Annotated in this window: 24 protein-coding genes and 5 tRNA genes; 1 reads left to right on the top strand and 28 read right to left on the bottom strand. The window is 41.1% G+C overall.

Annotated features, from left to right (window positions below; all coding sequences use genetic code 11):
• Positions 1–93: 93 nt before the first annotated feature.
• From rplL to OQY15_RS08455, 18 genes are all read right to left on the bottom strand, one after another.
• Complete coding sequence (rplL, locus tag OQY15_RS08540) at positions 94–468, bottom strand: 50S ribosomal protein L7/L12 (RefSeq protein ID WP_265790174.1); 375 nt, start codon at positions 466–468, stop codon at positions 94–96.
• Positions 469–531: 63 nt separating this feature from the next.
• Positions 532–1056 carry a 50S ribosomal protein L10 gene (gene rplJ, locus OQY15_RS08535; protein WP_265790172.1) on the bottom strand — a complete coding sequence of 175 codons (525 nt, stop codon included), beginning with the start codon at positions 1054–1056 and terminating at the stop codon, positions 532–534.
• 2 nt (positions 1057–1058) lie between these two features.
• Positions 1059–1757 carry a 50S ribosomal protein L1 gene (gene rplA / locus OQY15_RS08530; RefSeq protein ID WP_265790170.1) on the bottom strand — a complete coding sequence of 233 codons (699 nt, stop codon included), beginning with the start codon at positions 1755–1757 and terminating at the stop codon, positions 1059–1061.
• A gap of 23 nt (positions 1758–1780) precedes the next feature.
• Positions 1781–2224 carry a 50S ribosomal protein L11 gene (gene rplK / locus OQY15_RS08525; protein ID WP_037443979.1) on the bottom strand — a complete coding sequence of 148 codons (444 nt, stop codon included), beginning with the start codon at positions 2222–2224 and terminating at the stop codon, positions 1781–1783.
• 77 nt (positions 2225–2301) lie between these two features.
• A complete protein-coding gene (nusG, locus tag OQY15_RS08520; protein ID WP_041878241.1) occupies positions 2302–2844 on the bottom strand; it encodes a transcription termination/antitermination protein NusG in 543 nt (180 codons plus the stop codon).
• Positions 2845–2853: 9 nt separating this feature from the next.
• On the bottom strand, positions 2854–3051 hold the full coding sequence (gene secE, locus OQY15_RS08515) for a preprotein translocase subunit SecE (RefSeq protein WP_265790162.1): 198 nt from the start codon (positions 3049–3051) through the stop codon (positions 2854–2856).
• Between the two features lie 13 nt (positions 3052–3064).
• Positions 3065–3135: transfer RNA gene (locus OQY15_RS08510), tRNA-Trp, on the bottom strand.
• 109 nt (positions 3136–3244) lie between these two features.
• Complete coding sequence (tuf, locus tag OQY15_RS08505; protein ID WP_230692974.1) at positions 3245–4432, bottom strand: elongation factor Tu; 1188 nt, start codon at positions 4430–4432, stop codon at positions 3245–3247.
• A gap of 129 nt (positions 4433–4561) precedes the next feature.
• Positions 4562–4633, bottom strand: a tRNA-Thr gene (locus tag OQY15_RS08500).
• A 77-nt stretch (positions 4634–4710) separates the two neighbouring features.
• Positions 4711–4783: transfer RNA gene (locus OQY15_RS08495), tRNA-Gly, on the bottom strand.
• A gap of 10 nt (positions 4784–4793) precedes the next feature.
• Positions 4794–4876, bottom strand: a tRNA-Tyr gene (locus OQY15_RS08490).
• Between the two features lie 40 nt (positions 4877–4916).
• Positions 4917–4989 (bottom strand) — tRNA-Thr (locus OQY15_RS08485).
• 177 nt (positions 4990–5166) lie between these two features.
• Positions 5167–5514 (bottom strand): ribosome-associated translation inhibitor RaiA, encoded by a 348-nt coding sequence (raiA, locus tag OQY15_RS08480; RefSeq protein ID WP_265790159.1) that lies wholly within the window; start codon positions 5512–5514, stop codon positions 5167–5169.
• Positions 5515–5528: 14 nt separating this feature from the next.
• Positions 5529–6413, bottom strand: a complete 885-nt coding sequence (locus OQY15_RS08475) for a tyrosine-type recombinase/integrase (RefSeq protein ID WP_265790157.1) — start codon at positions 6411–6413, stop codon at positions 5529–5531.
• 115 nt (positions 6414–6528) lie between these two features.
• Entirely contained in the window at positions 6529–6723 is a 195-nt protein-coding gene (rpsU, locus tag OQY15_RS08470; protein ID WP_041878250.1) for a 30S ribosomal protein S21, read from the bottom strand.
• A 173-nt stretch (positions 6724–6896) separates the two neighbouring features.
• Entirely contained in the window at positions 6897–8069 is a 1173-nt protein-coding gene (locus tag OQY15_RS08465; RefSeq protein WP_265790153.1) for an acyl-CoA dehydrogenase family protein, read from the bottom strand.
• Positions 8070–8230: 161 nt separating this feature from the next.
• Positions 8231–8761 (bottom strand): adenine phosphoribosyltransferase, encoded by a 531-nt coding sequence (locus OQY15_RS08460; protein ID WP_265790151.1) that lies wholly within the window; start codon positions 8759–8761, stop codon positions 8231–8233.
• Positions 8742–9641 carry a helix-hairpin-helix domain-containing protein gene (locus OQY15_RS08455; RefSeq protein WP_265790149.1) on the bottom strand — a complete coding sequence of 300 codons (900 nt, stop codon included), beginning with the start codon at positions 9639–9641 and terminating at the stop codon, positions 8742–8744. Before OQY15_RS08455 ends, OQY15_RS08460 begins: the two co-directional genes overlap by 20 nt.
• Positions 9642–9720: 79 nt before the next feature.
• Between OQY15_RS08455 and OQY15_RS08450 the strand changes: the two genes are divergently transcribed.
• A complete protein-coding gene (locus OQY15_RS08450; RefSeq protein WP_265790147.1) occupies positions 9721–11472 on the top strand; it encodes a lysophospholipid acyltransferase family protein in 1752 nt (583 codons plus the stop codon).
• 195 nt (positions 11473–11667) lie between these two features.
• Here the strand turns inward: OQY15_RS08450 and OQY15_RS08445 are convergent, their stop codons facing one another.
• The 10 genes from OQY15_RS08445 to pheT form a co-directional block, all read right to left on the bottom strand.
• Positions 11668–12090, bottom strand: coding sequence for a DUF4143 domain-containing protein (locus OQY15_RS08445; RefSeq protein ID WP_322973326.1), 423 nt, complete (start codon positions 12088–12090; stop codon positions 11668–11670).
• Positions 12091–12381: 291 nt separating this feature from the next.
• Positions 12382–15645, bottom strand: coding sequence for a TonB-dependent receptor (locus OQY15_RS08440; protein WP_265790145.1), 3264 nt, complete (start codon positions 15643–15645; stop codon positions 12382–12384).
• Positions 15646–15899: 254 nt separating this feature from the next.
• Positions 15900–16439: a hypothetical protein gene (locus tag OQY15_RS08435; protein ID WP_265790144.1), complete on the bottom strand. Its 540-nt coding sequence runs from the start codon at positions 16437–16439 to the stop codon at positions 15900–15902.
• 118 nt (positions 16440–16557) lie between these two features.
• Positions 16558–17994 carry a hypothetical protein gene (locus OQY15_RS08430; RefSeq protein ID WP_265790142.1) on the bottom strand — a complete coding sequence of 479 codons (1437 nt, stop codon included), beginning with the start codon at positions 17992–17994 and terminating at the stop codon, positions 16558–16560.
• 42 nt (positions 17995–18036) lie between these two features.
• On the bottom strand, positions 18037–20829 hold the full coding sequence (locus OQY15_RS08425) for a TonB-dependent receptor (RefSeq protein WP_265790141.1): 2793 nt from the start codon (positions 20827–20829) through the stop codon (positions 18037–18039).
• Between the two features lie 136 nt (positions 20830–20965).
• A complete protein-coding gene (locus tag OQY15_RS08420) occupies positions 20966–21490 on the bottom strand; it encodes an Mpo1-like protein (protein WP_265790140.1) in 525 nt (174 codons plus the stop codon).
• A gap of 93 nt (positions 21491–21583) precedes the next feature.
• A complete protein-coding gene (gene rny / locus OQY15_RS08415; RefSeq protein ID WP_265790139.1) occupies positions 21584–23146 on the bottom strand; it encodes a ribonuclease Y in 1563 nt (520 codons plus the stop codon).
• Positions 23147–23411: 265 nt separating this feature from the next.
• Positions 23412–23702, bottom strand: coding sequence for a cell division protein ZapA (locus OQY15_RS08410; RefSeq protein WP_041878266.1), 291 nt, complete (start codon positions 23700–23702; stop codon positions 23412–23414).
• Positions 23703–23734: 32 nt separating this feature from the next.
• Positions 23735–24025, bottom strand: a complete 291-nt coding sequence (locus OQY15_RS08405; protein WP_265790135.1) for a hypothetical protein — start codon at positions 24023–24025, stop codon at positions 23735–23737.
• Between the two features lie 50 nt (positions 24026–24075).
• A complete protein-coding gene (gene pheT / locus OQY15_RS08400; RefSeq protein ID WP_265790133.1) occupies positions 24076–26475 on the bottom strand; it encodes a phenylalanine--tRNA ligase subunit beta in 2400 nt (799 codons plus the stop codon).
• Positions 26476–26528 lie beyond the last annotated feature (53 nt).

Below are 26528 nucleotides of genomic sequence, written 5' to 3'. Positions count from 1 at the left end.
ACCAACCAAACTTAGATGAAATGTATATAAACAGGTATAGACTCCGACTGTACAGTCGGAGTCTATGTTTGAAGTTATATTAAAATTAAGTGATTACTTAATCTCAACTACAGCTCCAGCTTCTTCTAATTGAGTTTTCAAAGCATTAGCTTCGTCTTTAGAAACACCAGCTTTAACTTCTTTTGGTGCACCATCAACTAAATCTTTAGCTTCTTTCAAACCTAATCCAGTTAAGTCTTTAACCAACTTAACAACTGCTAATTTAGAACCACCAGCTTCTTTCAGGATTACATCAAAAGTTGATTTTTCTTCAGCTGCAGGAGCAGCATCACCAGCAGGACCTGCAACAGCAACTGCAGCAGCAGCTGGTTCGATACCATACTCGTCTTTAAGGATTTGAGCTAATTCGTTAACTTCTTTAACTGTTAAGTTTACCAATTGCTCAGCAAACGCTTTTAAATCTGCCATTTTATAGAGTTTTAAATATTTTACGTAAATGAATTTATTAATATAGAACTTTTAAGGTGTTCCTTAACCTTCTCTTTCCTGAAGAGTTTTAACAATTCCTGCGATTTTACCACCACTTGATTTAAGGGCAGAAATAACATTTTTAGCTGGTGATTGTAACAAGCCAACGATGTCTCCAATAAGCTCTTCTCTTGATTTCAAGCTTACTAATGCATCTAAATGATTATCTCCAACAAAGATCGCTGTGTCAATAAATGCTGCTTTTAATACTGGTTTATCAGAACCTGCTTTTCTAAGGGCTTTGATCAGCTTAGCCGGACCATTACCTGTTTTGGAAAATAAGATCGCTGACTGGCCTTTTAAAGCTGCGAAAATATCTGAGTTATCGCCTTCCAATCCTTCGATCGCTTTTCTGATCAAAGTATTTTTAGCAACCTGCATTTCAATACCGCTTTCGAAACATTTGCGACGGATGTTGTTAACTTTCTCAACAGATAAGCTTGATGTGTCGGCAATATAGAAATTACCAAATTCCTGCATCTTCTCTTGAAGAGCCGAAACTACTTCGTTTTTTTCTTCTCTGTTCATAATTAGATACCCGCTACTGATTTAGTTTCGATTGCAATTCCAGGGCTCATTGTAGAAGACACGTGAATGCTTTTAAAATAAGTTCCTTTTGCAGCAGATGGTTTAAGCTTAGAAATTACCTGAAGTACTTCTAATGCATTTTCATATATTTTTTCCGCTGGGAATGATACTTTTCCTACTGAAGCATGAATGATACCACTTTTGTCAACTTTAAAATCAATTTTACCGCCTTTTACGTCAGTAACTGCTTTTCCAACTTCGTTGGTAACAGTTCCTGATTTAGGGTTTGGCATCAGGTTACGTGGACCTAAAACGCGGCCCAGTTTACCTACTTTTGCCATACAAGCAGGAGTAGTGATAATAATGTCAACATCAGTCCATCCACCTTCAATCTTGGCTACATATTCGTCTAAACCTACGAAATCTGCACCTGCTGCTTTAGCTTCTTCTTCCTTGTCAGGATTACAGAGAACCAATACACGTACAGTTTTACCTGTACCGTGTGGTAAAGTAGCGATACCACGAACCATTTGATTCGCTTTACGCGGATCAACACCCAAAGATACGTCGATATCAACCGAAGCATCAAATTTGGTAGTTGTGATTTCTTTTACCAAAGCAGCCGCATCCTTTAAAGAATACGTTTTACCGATTTCTAGTTTAGCATGTGCCTTTTTTTGATTTTTTGTTAATTTAGCCACTGTTGTAAACTGTTTTTTGTTAATTAATTTGTCCAGGGTGCATCGCCGCTAACGGTGATTCCCATACTGCGTGCTGTACCGGCAACCATACTCATTGCCGATTCGATAGTGAAAGCATTTAAATCAGTCATTTTATCTTCAGCAATTGACTTAACCTGATCCCAAGTCACCGAACCAACTTTCTTACGGTTGGGCTCAGCAGAACCACTCGCTAATTTAGTAGCATCCTTTAACTGGATAGCAACCGGAGGGGTTTTGATGATAAATTCGAAAGACTTGTCAGCATAAACAGTAATTACAACGGGTAATACTTTACCAGGCTTATCTTGGGTACGAGCATTGAATTGCTTGCAAAACTCCATAATGTTCACCCCTTTAGCACCTAACGCAGGTCCTACCGGTGGCGATGGATTTGCAGCTCCACCCTTGATTTGTAATTTAACAAGCGCACTGACTTCTTTTGCCATTTTCTGTTTTGTTAATTGTAATACTCAATGTTAAAATGTTGGAAGCATGTAACATTTAAGATCTTTATAATAGTATTCTATTCTTTTTCTACCTGCATATAGTTCAGTTCCAGCGGAGTCTTACGTCCAAAGATCTTCACCATAACTTTCAGTTTCTTTTTCTCTTCGTTCACTTCTTCAATCACCCCGGTAAATCCGTTGAAAGGCCCGTCCATTACTTTGACGTTCTCTCCAACATAATAAGCCACGTTCATGGTTTCACCCTGCTGACTCATTTCATCTACCTTACCAAGGATACGGTTAACCTCTGCCTGACGCATAGGAACCGGATTGCCTCCTTTATCACCTAAGAAACCGATAACACTGTTTACATTCTTAATAATGTGTTCCAGCTCACCATCCAATGTCGCTTCAATCAAAACGTATCCAGGATAAAAATTGCGTTCTTTTGCAATCTTCTTTCCTTCTTTCATTTGGTAGTATTTTTCCATTGGGATCAATACCTGAGGAACGAGATGAGAAAAACCTAAACGACTGATTTCAGAATCAATGTATTGTTTTACTTTCTTCTCTTTTCCGCTTACCGCCCTAACTACATACCATTTTAGCTGATCGTTCATTTAGCAATATTAATTAGAAAGTGATTTATAAAAAGTATCCAAAACAAACATAGACCCTTTGTCCATTGCAAAGATAACTATTGCAATAATCAAAGAAGCTACCAGTACCAGCACAGCAGAGCTTTGCAGCTCTCCCCATGTAGGCCAGGTAACCTTCTGGGTCATTTCCTCATATGATTCTTTAATAAATTGAACTACGCTAGCCATATATAAGTTTTTGCACGGGAACAAGGATTCGAACCCTGATCAAAGGTTTTGGAGACCTCTATTCTACCGTTGAACTATTCCCGTGTATATGATCAACCCGAAGGTTAATACAGACATTTTTAGAACAAAGTACCCAGGCATAATCCCGGGTACTTTGTAGTATTATTCATTTCAATCCCCGGAGGGTTTGAAATTATTTTACAATTTCAGTTACCTGACCAGCTCCTACTGTTCTACCACCTTCACGGATAGCGAAACGAAGACCTTTTTCCATTGCGATTGCGTTGATCAATTTAACATTGATAGTAACGTTATCACCTGGCATTACCATTTCAGTTCCTTCAGCAAGGGTGATTTCACCTGTTACGTCTGTGGTACGGAAATAGAATTGTGGACGGTATTTGTTAAAGAATGGAGTGTGACGTCCACCTTCTGCTTTTGATAATACATAGATCTCAGCTTTGAAATCTGTGTGAGGAGTTACTGAACCTGGTTTACAGATTACCATACCACGACGGATATCAGTTTTCTCAATACCACGTAACAACAGACCTACGTTATCACCAGCTTCACCATAATCAAGGATCTTACGGAACATCTCAACACCTGTTACAGTTGATTTAAGATTTTCAGCACCCATACCCAGGATCTCAACAGGATCACCAGAGTTGATTACACCACGCTCGATACGACCAGTTGCAACAGTACCACGACCAGTGATCGAGAATACGTCCTCAACAGGCATCAGGAATGGAAGGTCAGTCAAACGTGGAGGAATTGGAATGTAGCTATCTACAGCATCCATTAATTCCATGATTTTAGCAACCCATTTAGCATCACCGTTCAGACCACCTAAGGCAGAACCTTGAATAACTGGAATGTCATCACCTGGGAAATCATAGAAAGATAATAATTCACGAACTTCCATCTCTACTAACTCAAGTAATTCAGGATCGTCAACCATATCCACTTTGTTCATGAAAACAACCAGTGAAGGTACACCTACCTGACGAGCCAATAGAATGTGCTCACGAGTTTGTGGCATAGGACCGTCTGTAGCAGCTACAACGATAATCGCTCCATCCATTTGTGCAGCTCCAGTAACCATGTTTTTCACGTAATCCGCGTGACCTGGACAGTCAACGTGTGCGTAGTGACGGTTAGCTGTTGAATACTCAACGTGTGCAGTGTTAATCGTGATACCTCTTTCTTTTTCCTCTGGTGCAGAGTCAATTGAATCAAATGAACGCGCCTCAGATAAACCAGCATCAGATAACACTTTAGTGATAGCTGCTGTTAAGGTTGTTTTACCGTGGTCAACGTGACCGATTGTGCCGATGTTTAAGTGCGGCTTGCTGCGGTCAAACTTTTCTTTTGCCATGTTTTTATACTTATTAGTAGGTTAACTTTTATTTTTAATTATTGTTATAATACAATTTCAATACAAAAAACCTTGTTGATTCTGTCCATACTAACAGAGTTAACAAAGCCTCGTTTATTTTTATTCCTGAGCCAACGATGGGACTTGAACCCATGACCTCTTCCTTACCAAGGAAGTGCTCTACCGCTGAGCTACGTCGGCTTTTTATTCGCTTCACAATCCCATACCGGTCCGGCATTTTAACTGTGACCATTCTGCCGACTGCCCTTTGAACGAAGAGCGAAAGACGAGGTTCGAACTCGCGACCTATAGCTTGGAAGGCTATCGCTCTACCAACTGAGCTACTTTCGCTATTATAATGTGGGGGGAGAAGGATTCGAACCTTCGAAGTCTTGCGACAACAGAGTTACAGTCTGTCCCATTTGGCCACTCTGGTATCCCCCCATTCTAATAAACCGTCTCATCACAGATGCAGGTTTAAAAGAGCCTCCTATCGGGATCGAACCAATGACCTACTGATTACAAGTCAGTTGCTCTACCAGCTGAGCTAAGGAGGCTTTTATTATTTTTTACTAAACATTCACAGAACAAACCAGCTCTTTAAGGGTTAACCCCTGTTCCGAATTGGAATGCAAATCTACAAGAATAATTGTTACTTGCAAAACTATTTTCAAAAAAAAACCAGCAGTTAAGTTGCCGCTGGTTTTTTCCTCAAAAGTTCTGAAAATAGTACCCTAATAATCAGTCACTTCATTCGCATTCAGCAAAGCCTTATGCTCTGAAAGTTTTGCTCTTGTTTTATCTTTATGTTTAGTGATTTGTTTTTTTAGCGATTCAATAGATAAATCTGTCGCCTCTTCAAAGCTCTTGCATTGTTCCTTTGCAAACAATACCCCACCCGGGACACTCAGTTTTATCTCACTTATTTTATTAGCCTCATCTTCTACATTCTCTAATTTCAAATAGACTTCACCATTTATAATCTGATCGTGGAACTGCTCCAGTTTGTCAACTTTCTTCTGAATAAAATCTAACAATTTGTGGTCTGCATTGAAATGGATCGATTGAACTGTAATTTTCATGTTTTCCTCCTTTTTTATGCCTTTGGATGGGCTTGTTTATATATTGTTTTTAATCTTTCAATAGCATTGTGGGTGTATACCTGTGTGGCCGCCAGACTGGCATGCCCAAGCAACTCCTTTATCGCATTCAGGTCTGCCCCCCTGTTCAGCAGACTTGTGGCATAGGAATGCCGCAATACGTGGGGGCTTTTTTTGTCCTGTGTAGAAATATACGTCAAATAACTCTTTACAATCTTATAAATAAACAGCGGATAAACAGCCGTTCCTTTATTAGTAACGAACAAGTCTTCAATTTTGTTATCAAAATTTTGTGATGCTTTGAAGTCAATATACGTTTTTAGCTGAAGTACAAGCTGTTTGGTCACCGGAATTATTCTTTCTTTTTTCCTTTTTCCCAAAACCCTGATGGTTTCTTCATAAAAATCAATGTCAGATTCCTTCAGACCCAGGAGCTCTGCAAGCCGCATCCCTGTGCCAAAGAGAACTTCGATCACCAGCTTGTCCCGCTGTGAGGGAAAACTCTCATCAAAGAACTCTCCTGAGTCCAGCAGGTGATCCAGCTTCTCTTCATCAACAAATACAGGTAAGCGGGCAGGAACTTTTGGTGCTTTGATCATGGTCATCGGACTGCCGGTAATGATTTTGCGGCGGTGCAGGTACTTATAAAAGCTCCTCAGACTGGATAATTTTCTTCCAATAGAACTGGCACCGATCTGCTCATCCATCAGACGCACGATATAATCCCGAATATGGATATGTTTAGCCGCTTCGGGCTGCAGTTCGAAAGTATGTTCAAGAAAGTCTGTAAAATGCAGGAGGTCCGTTCTGTAGGCAAGTACGGTATGTGGAGAATAGCGCTTCTCGTGCTCGATATATATTAAAAAGGATTCTACTGACATGCATCAAAAATTGTTAACCCCTGAGGTCAATGTACACAAAATGTATATATAAAAAAAGCGCCGGAGGATATTTCCTTCGGCGCTTAATATATTTAAAATAAAATATCTGACAGGATTAAATTTTTCCTTCCAGGTGCATATTTTCTTTATAAATCGCGTGTTTAACTAATGTACGACGAGCAACAGATTTTTTCTCGTATGCCTGACGGCTACGTAGTTCTCTCAACACACCAGTTTTCTCAAATTTCTTTTTGAAACGTTTTAAGGCTTTATCTAGTGATTCGCCGTCTTTAATATTAATGATGATCATAACGTTAAAATACCTCCTCTCGTTGTTTTTAGGACTGCAAAGGTAATACATTAATTTGATTATCAGCATTAAAATTAAAAAAAGCCTTTAATTGAAAAATCCGGTGTACTTTTTCAGCGCACCGGATTGGTAATTATATTTGGTTAGAATATTCGTTTATAGCTGAACGGCAACTATCCGTTCAATATCTCTCTGGCAATCACAATCTTCTGTATCTCTGAAGTGCCCTCACCTATCGTACATAACTTACTGTCACGATAATACTTCTCTGCCGGGAAATCCTTGGTATATCCATATCCCCCAAAGATCTGCACCGCCTCAGTGGCTGTCCTTACGGCAACTTCAGAAGCGAAGTATTTCGCCATGGCAGATTCCTTGGTCATCTTTACACCACGGTTCTTCATATCAGCTGCCTGTCTGATCAGGAGCTCTGCCGCCTCAATCTCCGTTGCCATATCTGCCAGCTTGAAGCTGATCGCCTGGAAGCTTGAAATCGGCTGCCCAAACTGATGACGCTCCTGCGCATAGGCAAGGGCTGCATCGTAAGCACCTTTGGCAATACCCAGGGCGAGTGCTGCAATAGAAATCCTTCCGCCATCCAGCACCTTCATCGCCTGTTTAAAGCCCTCACCTTCTTTGCCCAGCAAATTGGCAACCGGCACCCGGCAATTATCAAATATCATTTCTGTAGTCTCGGATGCACGCATCCCCAGTTTATTCTCTTTTTTACCGGCGCTGAATCCAGGTGTCCCGCGTTCAACTACGATCGCAGAAATACCTTTGGAATCCCCCTTGTCGCCGGTACGTACCATCACTACGGCCAGATCACCAGACTTACCATGGGTAATCCAGTTTTTCGAGCCGTTGATCACATAGTGATCAACATCCAGTGTAGCGGTAGTCAGCATTCTAAGAGAATCAGAACCCGTGTTGGCTTCAGTAAGGCCCCAGGCGCCAATCCACTCAGCAGTCGATAGTTTAGTCAGCCACCTTTGTTTCTGTTCTTCATTACCGAAAGCAAGAATATGCCCTGTACATAAAGAATTATGTGCTGCAAGTGATAAACCAACAGATCCGCAGACCCTGGCCACTTCCACAATTACATCCACATATTCCTGGTATCCGAATCCGGAACCTCCATAAGCTTCAGGTACAAGTACCCCCATCAGGCCAAGCTTACCTAACTCTTTAAAAAGATCAACAGGGAAATGCTGTACTTCATCCCATTCCATCACATGCGGACGGATGTTCCTCTCCGCAAACTCTTTTACCATCTGGCGGATCATCTGCTGATTCTCCGAAATGCTAAAGTCATAACCTGTATCCTGAGCGAGTATATCCTGCATATTTGTGTTGTTGCTGCAATGATAGAAATTATATATGCAGCAGCAACAGTTAAATATTTGCCCTCAAAAAGAACGATATGGTATTTAGTTCAATTACCTGATCTTAATCAGCTCAAAGGCTTTTAAGGGATAAAAAATATTTCAGGGTATTTTGTCCCAATCTATGAATAAGAGGCCAGCGCGTAGTTATTGGGAGAAAATTCCCTCAGCAACTCTCTTCCATTCAGAAAATCAAGCGCGATGATAAATGAATATCCAGCCACAACTGCGCCCAGTTTTTCGATCAGGTGCGAAGCAGCAATCACCGTACCGCCGGTAGCAAGGAGATCATCATGGATCAGCACATTCTGACCAGGCAGGAAAGCATCTTCATGGATTTCCAGTGTGGCACTGCCATATTCCAGGTCGTACGAATGTTTTACGGTTTTGTAGGGAAGTTTCCCGGCCTTGCGCAGCGGCACAAAAGGCACCCCCAGGTAATTGGCCAGCGAGAGGCCAAACAGAAAACCCCGGCTTTCAATACCTGCAACTACATCCACCTTTATTTCCGACAGCTGCTCAGCAAGCGCCACAACAATAGCATTGCATAATTCTGCATCCTTTAATATAGGTGTGATATCTTTAAATACGATTCCGGGTTTAGGGAAATCGTTTACATCACGCACAATCTGTTTAATTTTTGTTTCCATCATGATCAAATGAGATATATGGGGCTAATTTTTCCACGGTTTCGTCAGAAAGTATAGCCACTTTTTTTAACTCCGCAATATTACTATAATTTCCGTGTTGTTTCCGAAATTGTATGATGGCATTGATCTGTTTATATCTCAGGTAAGGATGATATTTCAAGTCATCAAAGCCGGCCTTATTGATGTAGATGATCCGCAGGGGAGTTTTGTCCAGTACAATATGATCTTTGATTGCATTGTATCTGGCACTATCCATCTGATACACCCCGAGCAGTTGCTCCTTCGCGTAAAAGCCACCCAGGGCTTCCCTGTATTTAACAATGTTTCTCGCAAAGGCAGGGCCGATACCCTTCAGCCGGTCAAGCTCCAATGTATCAGCCGAATTCAGCGAAACAAGCAGGGGTTTAGGTTTTTCATAGGCTGAAGGCGTATATTTCCTGGACGACAGCGTATCTTCAGGAGATATCTTGATGTAAAGATTCCAGCGCTGATAGAGTTCTTCACTGACCATATACATCTTTAAAAGGTCTTCCTTCTTACGGAAGCGTCCTCCTTTAGCAGTATACCTCAGCATCACTGCCGCTTGTTTGGGAGACAGGCCAAGCTCTTGCCAGCCTTCCAAACTCGTATGGTTGGGATCAAAGTTAAATAAATGCCCCTTCCGGCTCTTCCAGCTAGGGTGTCGCTTTTCTCTTAAAGTCTTCTCTGCAAGGACTAATTTTCTGATTGCGATACTATCCGATAGCAAATCTTCGTTTTCTGGCAGAAGAACTCTAAAAAAAGAAGGTATAAGGTTGATGACAACCAAAATGGAAAGCAATACCAGCAATCCATTATATTCCCTTTTCGAAATACTGAAGTATATATTAAGCCATTTTCTCATGGCTCCGCAATGTACTGCCGATATTTAGAAATATAAATCTTATTTTTGAGGTCGAACAAAATTTCCTTTAAATTCATATATGAAGATCATAACCACCAAAGAGTTTGCAAAAGCCACCAAAATCGACAAACTGGGTGTACCGGGATTAGCGGCTCTGCTGATGGAAGTAATGAAGTTAAACGACATCAATAAAGTTTTCTCCCAGAACCAGCATTTCAATGGTTTAGAATTTGTAGATAAGATATTGGAAACGATAGGAGTATCTATAGATTTTGATGAGGACGACTTAAAAAACATACCCAAGACCGGCGCTTTTATCGCCATCGCAAACCATCCTTATGGTGGTGTCGAAGGACTGGCACTGGTTAAGTTATTATGTACGGTGAGGCCGGAAGCCAAAGTAATGGTGAACTTTATCCTGCAAAAGATTCCAAACCTCAATGAGTTTTTTGTAGCGGTCAATCCCTTCGAGAATGTGCAGCACACCTCCAGCATCAGTGGCCTTAAAGCTACCTTTGATCTTTTAAAAACGGGAACACCAATTGGTATTTTCCCTGCAGGCGAGGTTTCTACCTTTAGCCTGGACAAACAGGAGATTACTGACAGGTTGTGGCACCCGGTGGTGGGTAAATTAATTGCCAGGGCTAAAGTACCGGTAGTTCCGATTTATTTTCACGGGAACAACGGGGTGCTCTTCAATATCCTGAGCTTTATCCACCCTACCCTGCGTACTGCAAAGCTGCCTTCAGAATTCCTGAACAAACAGGGGCTGAAGATTAAAGTAAGGATAGGCAAGCCGATCAACATCGAAGATATCTCTTACCGTAACAATACCAATAAGTTACTTGATTTCCTTCGCGCACGCACCTATGCTTTAGGTACCAGCATCGAGGAAGAGAAGAAACTATTCAACCCGATCAATCTTTTCAAGATCAAGAAAAAGCCGGAACAAATTATCGAAGAAACATCAAGGATCAGTATCGCTGAAGAAATCGGGCAGCTGGAAGCGTACCGTGTATGGACGGAAAAACAATATGAAGTTTATATCACGCCTACAGCAAACATTCCTACAGTACTCAAAGAAATCGGAAGGCTGAGGGAGATCACCTTCAGGGAAGTTGGCGAGGGCACGAATAAAAAGATTGACCTCGACAATTACGATATCTATTATCACCATTTGTTTATCTGGGATAAGGAACTGCAGAATATCGTGGGAGCCTACCGTATCGGTAAGGGTGATGAGATCCTGCACATGATGGGCAAACGCGGCTTCTATCTCTCAGAGCTGTTTAAGATCAAGGAAGCCTTTTATCCGATATTAAACCAGGGTATAGAACTCGGCCGCTCCTGGATCCGGAAAGAATACCAGCAGAAGGCTTTGCCATTGTTCCTTTTATGGAAAGGGATATTGAAGTACCTGCTCGACAATCCTCAGTACAGGTATATGTTTGGTCCGGTAAGTATCAGTAATAACTTCTCCAAGTTTTCCAAATCACTGATTGTGGATTATATCACCAAGAACCACTTTGATTACGACCTGGGCCAGTATATCAAACCCAGAAATAAATTCAAGGCCGATCTTTCTGCAATTGATAAGAATCTGCTGATTGAAAGCAGCGAATCATTGAAAGACCTCGACGGACTGATTTCTGACATTGAAAATTCACACATCAAAATACCGGTGCTGTTAAGACAGTATATGAATCTGAATGCAAAAATTATTTGTTTCAATACAGATCCCAAGTTTTCAGATTGCCTTGATGGATTCCTGCTTGTAGATACAAGGAATATCCCACCAGAGATTTTGGAGAAGATAGGTAAGAACTTCTAAAAGTAAAAATCATAAAAAATCAAAAAGCCAGGACATCCACCCTGGCTTTTCGTTTATCAACTAAACCTAAACTTTATAAATACTAACCAAATATTTACATCACAAATGTAAGGTCAGTATGTTAAGAAAAAATTAAGACTGGGTTATAATACTAATCGGTTAATCTTTAATACCCGCAATTACAAATCATCGGGTTTAAATCAGCAAAAAGTCCTCGATATTTTCGGGAGAAATTACGAAGGTTTTTGTATCTGAATAATTATCAGTAAAAGTCTGAGGGAACCTCACCTTACTGTTTGCATTCCACTTAAACTCGTAAGCTAGCAACCCTTCTCCATTATCTTCAATCAGATCAATTTCCTGTTGCTGTGTTGTTCTCCAAAAATACTGTGCGGTATCGATATTACGGTAACGTAAAAACTTCATCCTTTCAGCAATAGCGTAGTTTTCCCAGAGGGCGCCGGTATCAGTTCTGGAACTAAGTGGCTTGAAATTATTGATAATTGCATTACGGATACCACAATCATAAAAATATACCTTTTTCCCTTTTTTGATTTCATTACGGACATTCCTGCTAAATGCTGGTAGTCGAAAAACCACATAGGTCTTTTCCAGCAGATCGATATACTTGTCTATTGTTTTACTATCGCTTCCAATTGTTTGAGCAAGTTCATGATAGCTGACTTCACTAGTCGCTGCTCAATGACAGCCTGTAAAATTCTTATAATCATTTCGGATTACAATCCCGCATTATTATGATATTGTAGGATTATAATCCAAAAATATTATAATATTACGGGATTTGCAACTTGCAATGGATCCACTGTACGACATTTTAATAAAAAATATTGCCAAACAAAAGGCCGGATCATCATTAAATGACCCGGCCTTTCAATTCTGTTGAGAAAACTAGAAGCTATATCTTAAACCAAACTGCATCTGATATCTTGATGCAAAGAAGTCTTTTGAATATTTGCTTGTATTCGCCTGGTTAAAGGTATATGTTGGATATGCAGTTGCAGAACCAGCGCCACCTGTAGTAGGAGACAAACCTACACTAGCCATAGAGTTGAACGTGTTTGGAGAGAAGTACTGTACCCCCCATTTTTTGTTCAGCAGGTTTGTTAGGTTTACAATATCATAGGTGAATGACAACGTATGTTTATGCGTTCCGTTGGTCACGATTCTGAAGTCCTGCGAGAAACGGAAGTCAGCCTGGTAGTTCCATGGTGTACGTGCCGCATTACGCTCAGTAAAGTTTCCTCTTCTTGTTTTTAGGTAATTGTCGCTATCAATAAAGGCATCAAACGCTGCAGCCTGAGCAGCACCTGTAGCATTTGCAGCAAAGAACCTTGCCGTTTCGCCAGCCTGCGGTATATACACCAGACTTACAGTTTGTCCTGTATTGTTAACTGTAGAGTTTACAAATCCGTAAGAGTAAGGGGTGCCCGATTGTGCACTAAAGAAAAGGGAGAAGTTGGCTACATATTTACCTGCCTGATCCCAGCTGTGTTTATAGTTCATCGTTGACACAATACGGTTACGGATATCAAAGTTTGAGTTCGCCAGTCCCGGGTTATTTGGACTCAGGGATTGGTTCAGCTGCCAGTTAGATTCCATAGAGTTACGGATACCGTTAGTTACATCTTTCGATCTGCCAAAAGTATAGGCTGCCATGATATCGAAACCACCAGGGATAGATTTTCCTACCTGACCAGTGATGCTATAGCGATAACCTTTGCTGGTGTTCGAAAGCAGGTAAGCATTTGTGTATAAAGGATTGATCTTACCCGCATTACCGGAAGTATATATTGGCTGCTGTTTCTGCGTATCGTAAATCAGGTAAGTCGGGTTATCCTTGATATTGATCTGCTGGAACATCAGGTCATTGATCACCTTGGTATAGATACCTTCAACAGTAAACCTCCATTGGTTGGCGGTTTTGTAATCAAAAGCAAGACTTGTTCTCCATGTTTTAGGCATTTTGAAATTATTGTCAATCAAATCCACCTGAGTAGCACCGGCAGCATCATTGACATTCACACCCTGTTTAGACACAAATCCAGCCTGTCCGTTTCCTGCCAGTCCGTCCGCAATAGGATCAGAACCTGCGGCGAAAGGTGTAGCACTTGATCTGTTATCATAAGCACCGTATGTTACCCCGTTGTTGTAGTAAGCATAACCTAACCAGGCAAAAGGAACACGGCCGGTAAACAGACCACTACCACCACGCATGATCAGACTCTGGTCGCCCAGTACATCAAAATTAAAACCTACACGAGGTGAGATCTGTACCTGTCCGAGGAAATCATTTTTGATATCTTTTGGTTTTGTATAGGTATAAGTAGTGCCGTAGTTAGGATCTTCAGGAGCACCCGTAGTTTTCACACTCAATGGCTGTTTGTTAGGCATATCAGCCAGGTCGAACCTGATTCCGTAAGTCAGCTTAAAACGGTCAGTCCACTGGAACTGATCTTCACCATATACACTGTACATGTTCACTTTAAACTCTGCCGGAGGATTGTTCAGAATATAATCCCTGCTATTATTTGTGTAGTTATAGTTAGTTCTTACACGATTAGGCGTTCCGGCCAGGAAAGCATCCACATTGCTGTAATTCACACGGCCATTCCATGCATTTACGAATCCGTAAGTGATGTTGTATAACTCATTGTGCGTACCAAAGGTGAAGGTATGCCTGCCTTTAGTCCAGGTCAGGTTATCCGTAAACTCAGTGGTTTTTTGTTTCATGTTGAAGATACTCGCCTCGCGGTCTGTACCCAGGAAAATTGTACCACCTGCAGAACCACCAATCTCAATCTGTGGCAGGGCCGAATTGGAAGTTGGCGTTCTGTAGTCATGGATGCTCGAGTATCCTACAACCAAACTGTTGGAAAGGTTATTTGATACCCTGCTTTTTAATTCAGCAACTGTAGAGTTTTGATTATTCGTTTGTTTGTAATCGATACCACCAAACCTGAAGTTCGCCTGGTCACGCTCTAAGTTAGTCGCCTCAGATCTGATCGTATTGTTACGTACCGTCAGCTGATTTTTATCATTGATATTCCAGTCCAGACGATTGAAAAATTTGTTGGAGTTCGAATAGATGTTGTAGTTACCATACGAGCCCGGATTAACACCATATTTGCTTTCCATCAGCTGCGTAATCGCCTGTGCCTGCGCTTCAGTAATTACTTTCATGTCCGAAGAACCTGCACCAAGGATCACCGGATCCTGACGGCGGGTGATCTCCTCGTTGGTAAAGAAGAACAGTTTATTTTTGATCAATGGTAAACCTACGCGGAAACCAGTCTGATATTCATGGAAGTCCGAAGGCATCTTAGAGTTATCACCTGTTTTGTTTCTTCCGATCAGGGATGCGTTACGGCCAAAACCATACAAAGATCCTGTTACGTCATTGGTACCGGAACGCGTCACCGCATTCACACTACCACCGGTGAAGTTACCGATCTTTACGTCGTATGGGGCCAGCAAAACCTGCACATCCTGGATCGCATCAATAGAAACAGGGTTCGTTCTTGTGCTGCTGCCCGGCATACCCGAGCTACCACTTTGTCCGCCTAAAGAGGGACTGAAACCGATTGCATCATTGTTGATCGCACCATCGATCGTTACGTTATTGTACCTGAAGTTGGTACCCATAAAGGAGTTGTCTTTGCTTACCTGTGGAGTTACACGTGTAACGTCGGTAAGGCTACGACTGGTGGTAGGCATGTTTTTGATCTGCTCTTCGCCGATCTGTGTACCTGCACCAGTTTTTAAACCGCCTCTTTTACCTTTTACAGTGACTTCAGTCAGCTGCTGACCTTCATCTAAAAGCGTAAAATCAACACGATGGTCGACACCCAAACCAAGGTTGCCCACCTCTTTTTCCTGTTTGTTGTAACCAATGTAGGTTACCGTTACCCTGTAAGGGCCACCGGGATTTAAGTTATTCAAACGGTAGTAACCATCATTACCGGTTACTGCACCAGATTTAGTACCTGTTGGAATATGTACGACCAACACACTTGCTCCGGGAACACTTAGTCCCTTCGCATCTTTTATTTTTCCGCTTACGCTGGATGTTGTTACTTGCGCTTGTACACCGAACCCTACAAAAAGCAGAGATGTCAGGAGAATACAATAGAGATTGGCTAAAATTCGTTTCATAAAGGTTGCCTCTAATTATTTTTTGTAAAATTAGAGTTGCAACGTGATCTTAATATTAAGGTTACATTAATACGCTTCCGAATTAATATTAAATTAAAATAGGATTAAAACGGCATTAAAAAATGGCCCTGCAATACAAGAAAAGGCCTGATTCCAAAATTCGATGTGTTAACATTAAATTATTACACACTACAAGTTGTGTTTCCTCAATATTAATTTTATGTTAAGAACCTCCAAAATGAACAAGTTCACCCTTAATTGTAAACAAAGTTGGGATAGAAATATTGTTTGACCGAAACCGTATCTCTTACTGCGGGTGTTCCGTAAAGAGATTCAGAGATCAATTGGGCCTCAAGAATCCATTTAGTCTGATCAGCACGTTTGCCGGGTGTCAGGTTGATGCCCTTTACATAACCGTCAACCAGTTTTGATGCAGCAAACAAACATGACGCACAATTGCGGCTGATTTCGATCTTCCCGCTGACGATATCAGAAGTTTTAAGTGTAAAGGAATTTCCCGTCATGGGTGCCCTGACATACACAATTGCACTGACACCCTGTGTAAAAACACTGCTCCAGAAGACCCTGAAGTTTCCTGTCGTAAATGTACCCGGCCCTGGATTCACATCGGCGTTTTCGGTAAAAAGATAGTGACAGGTTGCATTGGGCGGGCAAGCCGTCAGGTTTTTTTCATCAATTACAGGAACTTGATTTTCATCTTCATCCTTGGAGCAGGATAGGTTGATAAAAACCAGCAGTAAAAGGCTAAATAAAATGGTGACTTTTTGTTTCATGAGATTGTTAGTTGATTTTATAACTAAAACGCTATCAAATGATTAAACGCTACAGACTCATAAAAAAAAGCGGCCCTGCCGGAATATCCTGCAGGGCCGCTTCTGTAAGAGAATACTATTATTTTGTTACAGCACCCGGAGTGGTGTAAGGTAATGTTTGTGAATCATAACTAGCCCAGCCAGCAGTCCAGTCAGTAGTACCAAATGCACCTTTATACGCTACTCTTTCGAAGAAAGCATCTTCAGTTTTACCACCAAATGCAGCACCAGTTGCAGCAGGTGAATTTGCGATCAGTGTGAAGTTAGGAGTACCAATTCTTGCACCTGTAACCTGATCAGCAGAATATTTGTAAGCATCGGTATAAATACCAGCACCATACAGGTCAGGAGTAAATACGTTAGCACTTGCAGCCAAACGTGCTGTAATATCTACCAAAAGAGCCGCATTAGTTAACTTGATTGGGTTTGATCTTGTTATTCCGATTAAGTTATTAGCGAATACACTCGTACCATTTAAGAAATAAGTTGAAGCCTTGTCACCACCTGCTGGTAAAGCATCATCAAAGAAAACACCCTCTGTATAACCAACGAACACTGAGTTCACGATACTTTGCTGTGAATTACGACGAATCTGAGCTGCATGTTGGTAACTAGCATTTATTGAAGGCTGAGGAGCTGGAACTACTGGTCCTAAAATAGTCATGTTTGAGAAAACAGCTGATGTAAACGGAGTAGTAGCAACACCAGTTGCATTATTATCTGATTCAAATCCATTGGAACCTGAAACGTCAGCAACACCTGCTAAACGCTGAGCAATACCAAACTGGATTTTACCAGAGAATCCGTTATCAGTATCAAAATCATCATCCCATGTAGCAACAGCAAGAAGGTGTTTTGCATTTACTGAACCACCAAACCATTCAAAGGCATCATCTCCTGAACGATAAACCTCTACATAGTCAACTGTAGTTCCAGAACCAACACTACCAAAAGTTAAACCATTAATTTCATTATCCGGACCTAAAGCCACACCTGCATATTCAATACGTACATATTTCAGTACTCCAGAGTTATCAGCATTGTCAGTACCACCATGTTTAGCTTTATCAGTTGCATCCGAAATACCTTCGATTGTTACTGAAGTACCTTGGTTATTTAGAGCCTTACCCAATAAAATTAAGCCTCCCCAATCACCTTTATCACGACCACCGGCAACGATGTTAGATGTAAATACAATTGGTTTTTCCGCGGTTCCTGTTGCATTGATTTTAGAACCTCTCGTGATGATCAACGTACCTTTAGTACCACGATCACCTTTAATGATAGTTCCCGGAGCAATAGTCAGGGTAACATTGTTTGTTACAAATACATTTCCTTTTAGAAGGTAAATTTTGTCTGCTGTCCAGTTGGTAGCAGTTGTGATATCGCCGGTTACTTCAACGACACCGGTAACAGGGTTAACAATCTCACCATCGTCATCACCGTTATCACTTTTCGAACAACTTGCGAAAAACACAAGTAGACTCAAGGCAGTTGCTAATAGTTGTTTTTTCATTTTTTTGGTTTTTAGTAATGTTGTATTATTTAATTTGGAATATTAGAAGGTATAAGCGAATGCAACAGAGAAATTAGTTCCAGCTTTAAAGCTGCTTACAGTATAGTCTCCACCTGCAGGATCGTATTTTTTATTGGTATTGACATCGTAATAAAAAGTTGCTCTCTGATTTAGGATATCACCAGCATTGAATTTCAGTTCGCCTTTATTTTTAATCACCTTCATTGCCAGCTGCAAGTCGATCACATCTCTTGGAACTTCCCAGATCGAAGGATACTGTGAACCTGCCGCTACAGCAAGCCTGCGTCCTACTTTATTATAGAGAGCATTGAAAGTTAATTTATTGTCTAAGAACGAGTGTAACAAACCACCATTGATTACGTAAGGAGCTTGTCCAACCATTACACGGGTACGTTCCACATTATTCAATCCCGTATTGGCATCATTAGTAACTTTTGATTTGATTAACGACACGTTAGCATATGCGGTGGTGTTTTTCAGGAAATCCGTTTCTTTAATGAAATCAAGGCTTTTACGAACTTCGAACTCGGCACCAAATACAGTTGCTTTATCTGAATTAAAATAGCGGACAGTTCTGGTAGAAGTTGCATCGTCATTGAAAGTCTCAATGGCATTCTTAAATTTCTTATAGAAACCAGAAACTGAAATGATTTGTCCAGCCTGCGGATATAATTCGAAACGGATGTCAGCATTATCAATATTTGAACGTTGCAAATTAGGGTTACCCTGTAAGTTGGATAAGGTCTCGTAATCATAGTAAGTTGATACCGATAACTCTCTGAACTCTGGACGTGCAATCGTACGGTAGTATGATGCTCTTAAATTGATTTTGTCCGTTAGGTTATAAGTAAAGTTTGCAGAAGGCAGCACGTCAGCATAATTCTGTTTTACCTTTTCAGCAGCTGCATCCTGAGGAGTGAGATCAACATTGAATTGCTCAACCCTTACACCCCAGACTAATCTGGCCTTATCACCCAATTTATTATCAAGCATTGCATAACCAGCATTGGTTAATGAGTTAGCCACATACTGATCCAACCTGTTATAAAGCTCTTCTAATCTAAAGTTACCGCCGTTGATCAGACTTCTCGAATATAATTTATCGATGGGCAGTTGCCTGATTTGCTCACTGATATCAGAAGAAACAACTGTTGCACCCAGGAAACGAACATCAAAAGTACGGTCACGGTACAAAGCACTTAGACCTGTTTTCAAGGTAGCTTTGGAATTGAACATTGTTACCGGTAAGGAATAATTCACTGCACCAGTGTAAGAATTCTCGTTCATCCTTGAGAATAATCTCGCGTTCTCTCTTCCCAGTGTAGTAATATTGGCCGAAAAAGGAGTGCTTGGATCAGCAGATGTTGCCCTGGCATAATTTAACTTTCTCTGATCCGGCTGATCGTTCAATACATTACTGAAACTAGCCGACCAGTTTAATTTTGCATTACGCTCGCCTAACTGATGGTCTCCCTCAACTGTAGATTTTAACAGTGATTTCTGCATCAGGTCGAAAGCATAAAATTGAATATCGCTGGTTATTGCACGGTTCAAACCAGTCCTGTAGAGGAACTGATCTTCGTAAATTCTATTGTAGATGTTTTTGAATGTGATCTTGTTTTTACCAAATGTGTAAGCAAAATTAGCTAAGGCACCAATATTGGTCGAGAACTTATAGACATCATCATTGTAATCGAAATCAAAATACTGACGTTTTACATCATTATTGATCTGCTGTGCATTACGATAAGTTAACGATACCAGCGCACCAATTTTTCTATTGTTTTTAAGATCTTTTACTCTGCCAATAGTGAACTGATAGTTTTGAGTTGGTAGAGCTGTGAAATTATTAATGTTCCAGTCTCTTGGAAGTGCTCTTATAGCAGAAGCATTTTGTGTCGGCGTTAATCCATTGTTGATCCTGTTTGTACTTGGGAAGTTCGATCCCAGTTTTTTATCACCGTTATCAAAACCAAAGTAATCAGTAATATTTCTTGTGCCACTTTTAAAGTCTTTGAAAGTTGAGGCTGTATTATAACCTGTAGCTACACCAAATGAAATAAAATTCTGCTCAGGTATATCCTTGGTGACGATCTGGATCGCACCACCAGCAAAATCTCCCGGCAGATCCGGAGTAGCAGTTTTACTGATAATCAGGTTATCTACAAGATTAGACGGAACAATATCAAATGAGAAAGCTTTTCTGTTTGGTTCAGTACTTGGTAAAGTGGATCCGTCAAGCATGGCAGCATTGTACCTGTCGCTCAATCCGCGGATAACCACAAATTTATTGTCCTGAATCGTTGTTCCACTCACCCTTTTTAATACATCTGAAGTATTTTTATCCGGTGAACGTTTAATCAGCTCTGAAGATATACCATCAGAAATGGCCGCGTTATTTTTTTGTTGTGCATATAAAGCGTTAACACTTTCTTTCTTAAAAGATCCTTTAATCACAACCTCATTCAGGTTCTGATTATTAGACTCTTCAAGGATGACATTAAGTATAGTGTTTTTTCCGCCGTTAACTTCTACTTCACTGATCTCTTTTCCTGCGTAACCGATATACTGGTAAACAACAGTATATTTTCCGTTTGCAAGACCAGTGATTGAATATTTACCGTCAACATCAGTAGCCATACCTTTGGTAGAACCTTTTAGCTTGACAGTAACTCCGATAAGTGTTTCTCCTGTTTTTTTATCGCTGATTGTACCGGAGATTTTTCCAGTACCCTGCGCAAAGCCTGCTGCACTCATCAGTACGAGGAACAGCATAGTTAAAATCGCTTGTTTAAGTTGTAGTTGTGGTTTCAATTGCCTATGATTTGAATTAGGACAAAGCTATTACCACAGTGTTAACTATACGTTAGATGGAGGTTACATTTTAACGCGATTTTAATTGAACTTTAATTCCGCTTTAATTTCGCAACAATTTGCGTTTAACCACATTTTAATGCCGTTTTAATCCAATTTTTATTGCGAGTACCTGTAAAAGCCAAATCGGCCCTATTAACACAAACTTAACATTACTCAGAAATGAAGACCTTTTACCTTCTATCTTTTGTCCGATAAAAAGCCCTGCAGCGGCAAATAGCAGCACTACAGTAGAAACCAGCCAAAGAGCAGGGCCACCAGCAAGCGCCCACTTCTCAAACTGCACCACAATCAAGGATAAGGCAAAGACCAGCAGTAACATCATGTATGACAGTACTGGCGAAAGCCTGTAGTAATAGTATCCCACAAAGGCAATCAGAAAAGAAGCCCAGTTTAAAAAACCATTGTACCTGCCTAAGAATTCAAGATGAGGAAAGGGAACGGACCATGCCAGGCCAAGGATGCCAAAAAGAATCATCGGGATACATACCCAATGGATCAGCCGGTTTGAAGGATGCTGCCTGTTTGCTGCATACTCAGTAAAAAGTACATCAATCTCCCGCTGTGGTACCTTCGTCACATTCTTACGTTCCTTCTTCATGCTGCAAAAATAAACATCCGGGGCATACTTTGCGGAAAAATAAAAAAAGCGACAGAGGTCATCTGTCGCTTTATCATTTTATAGTGTTAAACCTTACTTGGCGAAAGCCACAGATCTGGTTTCCCTGATTACAGTAACTTTAATCTGACCAGGATAAGTCATCTCTGTCTGGATACGGTTAGAGATATCTGCTGCCAGCAATTCTGCCTGCTGATCGGTCACCCTTTCACTTTCTACCACAACCCTCAGTTCCCTTCCGGCCTGGATTGCAAATGTTTTCTCTACACCAGGGTAAGAGAGAGCCAGTTCTTCAAGCTCTTTCAAACGCTTGATATAACTTTCCACTACCTCACGTCTTGCTCCCGGGCGTGCACCAGAAATCGCATCACAAGCCTGAATGATCGGAGAGATCATTGAGGTCATTTCGATCTCATCATGGTGGGCACCGATAGCATTACAGATTTCCGGATGCTCTTTATATTTTTCAGCCAGCTGCATACCTAAAATTGCGTGTGGCAATTCAGGGTTATCATCAGGCACCTTACCAATATCATGTAACAGACCGGCACGTTTCGCCATTTTGGCATTCAGACCAAGCTCTGCAGCCATTGTAGCACAGAAGTTAGCTACCTCACGGGAGTGGTGCAGTAAGTTCTGTCCGTATGAAGAACGGTAACGCATACGTCCTACCATTCTGATCAGCTCAGGGTGCAGTCCGTGGATACCCAGATCAATTACTGTACGCTCACCGATTTCCACGATCTCGTCCTCAATCTGTTTTTTTGTTTTGGCAACAACCTCTTCGATACGTGCAGGGTGGATACGTCCGTCAGTTACCAGACGGTGAAGTGCCAAACGCGCAATCTCCCTTCTAACCGGGTCAAAACCCGAAAGGATAATCGCCTCCGGAGTATCATCTACAATGATCTCGATACCTGTAGCGGCTTCCAGCGCACGGATATTTCTACCCTCGCGACCAATTACACGGCCTTTGATTTCATCACTTTCAATATGAAAGATCGATACAGTATTTTCTATAGCGGCCTCAACAGCGGTACGCTGTATCGTCTGGATCACTACTTTCTTTGCTTCTTTAGTTGCTGTCAGCTTTGCTTCATCAACGATATCCTTCACCTGGATCATTGCCTGAGTTCTGGCTTCCTGTTTCATGTTCTCCACCAGCTGGTTTTTCGCTTCGTCAGCACTTAAGCCTGCGATCGTTTCCAGTTGTTTCACATGCTGGTTTTTCAGCACCTCTACTTCTTCCTGTTTTTTTACAGCGATATCAGTTTGTTTCTCCAGGTTCTTTTTGTGGTTATCCAGTTCCTGTTCCTTGCGGTTCATGTTCTCCAGACGCTGGTTTACCGACTGCTCTTTTTGTTTAATTGCATTCTCACGCTGATTTACCTGGTTGTTTTTTGCATTTACTTCCTGCTCATGTTCAGTTTTCAATTGCAGGAACTTCTCTTTAGCTTCCAGTAACCTGTCTTTTTTTAAGATTTCAGCATGTGTTTCTGCTTCTTTTAATATTTTCTTCACCTTGTGCTGTGCGGCAATTTCCTGCTGTTTGAGCAGGTTGCGCAACAGATATCTGCCTACCAATATCCCAACAACTAAGCTGGTTAAGACATATCCAATTATTGCTATTATTTCCATTTTAATTTATATATATAAAAAACCCGAATGAGCATCACATCAATTAGATGCTCATGCAAGTCTGCATCATTTAGTATCATTCGCCCAACAACAAAAAAACCGCTGTTAAACTTTTAGTCTGTGCATTGCTCTGAATACTTGTAAAATTCAAATCGTAGCTTAAAAAGCCACAATATAATACATGTATTCAAGAATCACCTACACAATGAAACTAAAAACTTAACAACGGTTAAATCTTTTTTGCTAATTGAAACAACAGAACGGCTTATTTAGTAAAGAAGTCGTTCAGTAAACTGTCCAATTCTTCAACTTTTTCAGCTACTGCAGTATCCTGGTCCTGTACTTTATTTTCTACCCTTAATACAGCCGTTGCATAGTGCAACACCGCCATAGATAGCAAATCCTGTTTATCCCTGACCGCATAATTTTCCTGATAGTCTTTTATACGCTCATTGATAATTTTGGCTGCCCGCCTTACAATTTCTTCCTCTTCCATATTCACCTTTAAAGGGTAGATACGGTCAGAAATAGTTATTTTAATCGAGATTTCTCCCATTTCTTAGCTTTGTTTCAAAATCGGTGTATTCCTTATTTTTTCAGCAACACTACACATTTATCGATTTCACGCACAAAATCGTTAATTTTTTGCTTTATATCAAGTGTCTTCTCACTTGTCCCTTCAATACTCTTCGCCAGTTTCAGCACTCTCATCTTCTCATCCAGATCAGAAATTTTTGCTTTCGAAGCATTCAGAGACAGTTTCACTGCCTCATTCTCCTGCTTCAACAACTCATTTTCTTCCTGTAAAGCATTACAGAGCTCAATTAAGCGGGCTGTTTTGTGTAATACTGAATTTAATTGTTCCGCAACCGAAGACATCTAATAAATTGATTGAATCTGTATAATTTTTCTAAAAGTAATAAATAAAATTACTTTCTGATCTCTGCTTTTGCTGTTTGTTCCAAATTAGTTATAATCTTTTGCATAACAGCATCAATTTGCTTGTCCGTTAAGGTCTGCTGTTCATCCTGAAGTGTAAAATTCAAAGCATATGATTTTTTATTCTCCGGCAGCTTATCCCCTACATATACATCAAATACCTGCACCTCTTTTAATAACTTCTTCTCTGTTTTAAAAGCAACAGCTTTCAGCGCATCAAATGTAACTGCAGTATCAACCAGCATAGAGAGGTCTCTTCTCACAGCAGGATATTTAGGAATCTCTTTACTGATGACTTTGTTCTTCCTCACGATATCCAGTAAGAGAGCCCAGTCAAAATCTGCATAAAAAACATCCTTGTCTACATCAGCCAGTTTTTTATCTGCAGCAGTTACTGCCCCAAAGCTGACAAGCGTCTGCGGCCCGCGGAAATATTTCAGTCCGTAGGCAAAATTCTCGTCGCTCAGTTCTTCAGTCTGGTAATTGGTAATTGCCAGTCTGCCCAGCACAGCATCTACTGCTGCTTTGATCTGGTAAAAAGTCACGGGACTTTGTTTTTGGCTCCATGATTCAGATGCCACGGCACCAGATAGCATCATCAGCAATCTCGGGCGTTCTACATATTTTTCATTGATCAAATGATAAGTTTTACCAAACTCATAAAACTTAACATCTGCATTCTTTCTGTTCTGATTATAGGCAACACTTTCCATTGCCGGCATCAGCAGGCTCTGGCGCATTACATTCAGGTCGATACTCAGTGCATTCAGAATCTTTACTGCTTCTTCAGGTTTCTTTGAATACCTCTCCTTGGTCAGGGAGTTACACATGATCTCCAGATAACCGTTAGCCGTCAGCATATCAGCAATCACATGCTGCGTCTGCTCTTTGTCCGGCTTATTGGTAAATGCCAGAGATGCATTTATTTTAGCAGGGATCTCAATATTATTATAGCCGTAAATACGCAGTACCTCTTCGGTAACATCACATTCACGGGTAACATCAACTTTATAACTTGGAACCTGGAGTGACAATCCTTCGGCAGTTTCAGCAGCTACTTTGATTCCGAGTGAAGTAATGATAGATCTGATTTCCTCATCGGGAATCGCTGCACCAATCAGTCCCGTAATATTTGCATAACTCACTTCCACGTCAAACGGAGCAATTGGCTGGGGATAGATATCACCTACTGCAGACGCAATTTCACCACCCGCAAGTTCCACGATCAGCAAAGCTGCACGCTTAAGTGCCGTCAGTGTCATTTCAGGGTCTGTTCCTCTTTCATAACGGAAAGAAGCATCAGTTTTCAGCGTATGACGTTTTGCCGTTTTACGTACTGATACTGCATTAAAATAGGCACTCTCTAAAAATATATTTGTAGTCTTCTCGCTTACGCCTGAGTTCTTACCGCCATACACACCTGCAATCGTTACCGGTTTCTCAGCGTCACAGATCATCAGGTCGTCTGCTGACAGCTGACGTGTGATACCATCCAGCGTTACGAAGGACGTGCCTTCCGCAACTTTCTTTACGATGATCTGCTTACCTGCAATCTCATCCGCATCAAAAGCATGCAGAGGTTGACCCAGATCATGAAGCACATAATTGGTAATATCCACAATGTTATTGATCGGACGGATACCAATTACCTTCAGTTTATCCTGCAGCCAGTCGGGAGAAGCCTTAACTGTCACACCACTGATGGCAACACTGCTGTAACGCGGACAAGCAATGGTATCCCGGATATCGACAGCAATATTTAAACTTTCATTATTCACCTGGAATGAAGAGATATCAGGCATGCTGAGCTCAATTCTAAGGTAAGCAGCCAGGTCGCGCGCCACACCAAGGTGTGAAGCTGCATCTGCCCTGTTCGGCGTCAGTCCTATTTCAAAAAGATAATCATCTTCCATCTTGAAATATTCCTTCGCAGGCATACCCGGCACAGCATCTGCATCGAGTACCATAATACCGGCATGTGAGCCACCCAAACCAATTTCATCCTCGGCACAGATCATCCCCTCAGAAACTTCGCCCCTGATTTTAGATTTATTGATCTGGAAAGGTTCACCTTCATTAGGGTATACAGTAGTTCCAACGGTAGCCACTACAACTTTCTGCCCTTCGGCAACGTTAGGCGCACCACATACAATCTGTACAGGTTCTGCAGCTCCAACATTTACTGTAGTCACTCTTAACCTGTCAGCATTGGGATGCTGTATGCAGGTTAGCACATGGCCGATCACCAATCCTTCAAGACCGCCAACAACAGGCTGTACTTTATCAAGGCTTTCTACTTCAAGACCTATATTGGTCAGTATCAGTGAAATTTCCTCTGGTGTAAGGTCTGTTTGTATGAATTGTTTCAGCCAGTTATATGATATCTTCATGTTCTAATCTCAATCTAAAATGCAAAGATATAAAATTATGCTATGCGCGATAT

Source organism: Pedobacter sp. MC2016-15 (assembly GCF_026239695.1).
Lineage (GTDB): Bacteria > Bacteroidota > Bacteroidia > Sphingobacteriales > Sphingobacteriaceae > Pedobacter.
This window is presented reverse-complemented; position numbering and strand designations above follow the sequence as displayed.

What these genes read in the sequence shown, in the direction of transcription:
- rplL (WP_265790174.1), bottom strand. Translation starts at nt 468, where the DNA reads ATGGCAGATTTAAAAGCGTTTGCTGAGCAATTGGTAAACTTAACAGTT.
- rplJ (WP_265790172.1), bottom strand. Translation starts at nt 1,056, where the DNA reads ATGAACAGAGAAGAAAAAAACGAAGTAGTTTCGGCTCTTCAAGAGAAG.
- rplK (WP_037443979.1), bottom strand. Translation starts at nt 2,224, where the DNA reads ATGGCAAAAGAAGTCAGTGCGCTTGTTAAATTACAAATCAAGGGTGGA.
- nusG (WP_041878241.1), bottom strand. Translation starts at nt 2,844, where the DNA reads ATGAACGATCAGCTAAAATGGTATGTAGTTAGGGCGGTAAGCGGAAAA.
- secE (WP_265790162.1), bottom strand. Translation starts at nt 3,051, where the DNA reads ATGGCTAGCGTAGTTCAATTTATTAAAGAATCATATGAGGAAATGACC.
- tuf (WP_230692974.1), bottom strand. Translation starts at nt 4,432, where the DNA reads ATGGCAAAAGAAAAGTTTGACCGCAGCAAGCCGCACTTAAACATCGGC.
- raiA (WP_265790159.1), bottom strand. Translation starts at nt 5,514, where the DNA reads ATGAAAATTACAGTTCAATCGATCCATTTCAATGCAGACCACAAATTG.
- OQY15_RS08475 (WP_265790157.1), bottom strand. Translation starts at nt 6,413, where the DNA reads ATGTCAGTAGAATCCTTTTTAATATATATCGAGCACGAGAAGCGCTAT.
- rpsU (WP_041878250.1), bottom strand. Translation starts at nt 6,723, where the DNA reads ATGATCATCATTAATATTAAAGACGGCGAATCACTAGATAAAGCCTTA.
- OQY15_RS08465 (WP_265790153.1), bottom strand. Translation starts at nt 8,069, where the DNA reads ATGCAGGATATACTCGCTCAGGATACAGGTTATGACTTTAGCATTTCG.
- OQY15_RS08460 (WP_265790151.1), bottom strand. Translation starts at nt 8,761, where the DNA reads ATGATGGAAACAAAAATTAAACAGATTGTGCGTGATGTAAACGATTTC.
- OQY15_RS08455 (WP_265790149.1), bottom strand. Translation starts at nt 9,641, where the DNA reads ATGAGAAAATGGCTTAATATATACTTCAGTATTTCGAAAAGGGAATAT.
- OQY15_RS08450 (WP_265790147.1), top strand. Translation starts at nt 9,721, where the DNA reads ATGAAGATCATAACCACCAAAGAGTTTGCAAAAGCCACCAAAATCGAC.
- OQY15_RS08440 (WP_265790145.1), bottom strand. Translation starts at nt 15,645, where the DNA reads ATGAAACGAATTTTAGCCAATCTCTATTGTATTCTCCTGACATCTCTG.
- OQY15_RS08435 (WP_265790144.1), bottom strand. Translation starts at nt 16,439, where the DNA reads ATGAAACAAAAAGTCACCATTTTATTTAGCCTTTTACTGCTGGTTTTT.
- OQY15_RS08430 (WP_265790142.1), bottom strand. Translation starts at nt 17,994, where the DNA reads ATGAAAAAACAACTATTAGCAACTGCCTTGAGTCTACTTGTGTTTTTC.
- OQY15_RS08420 (WP_265790140.1), bottom strand. Translation starts at nt 21,490, where the DNA reads ATGAAGAAGGAACGTAAGAATGTGACGAAGGTACCACAGCGGGAGATT.
- rny (WP_265790139.1), bottom strand. Translation starts at nt 23,146, where the DNA reads ATGGAAATAATAGCAATAATTGGATATGTCTTAACCAGCTTAGTTGTT.
- OQY15_RS08410 (WP_041878266.1), bottom strand. Translation starts at nt 23,702, where the DNA reads ATGGGAGAAATCTCGATTAAAATAACTATTTCTGACCGTATCTACCCT.
- OQY15_RS08405 (WP_265790135.1), bottom strand. Translation starts at nt 24,025, where the DNA reads ATGTCTTCGGTTGCGGAACAATTAAATTCAGTATTACACAAAACAGCC.
- pheT (WP_265790133.1), bottom strand. Translation starts at nt 26,475, where the DNA reads ATGAAGATATCATATAACTGGCTGAAACAATTCATACAAACAGACCTT.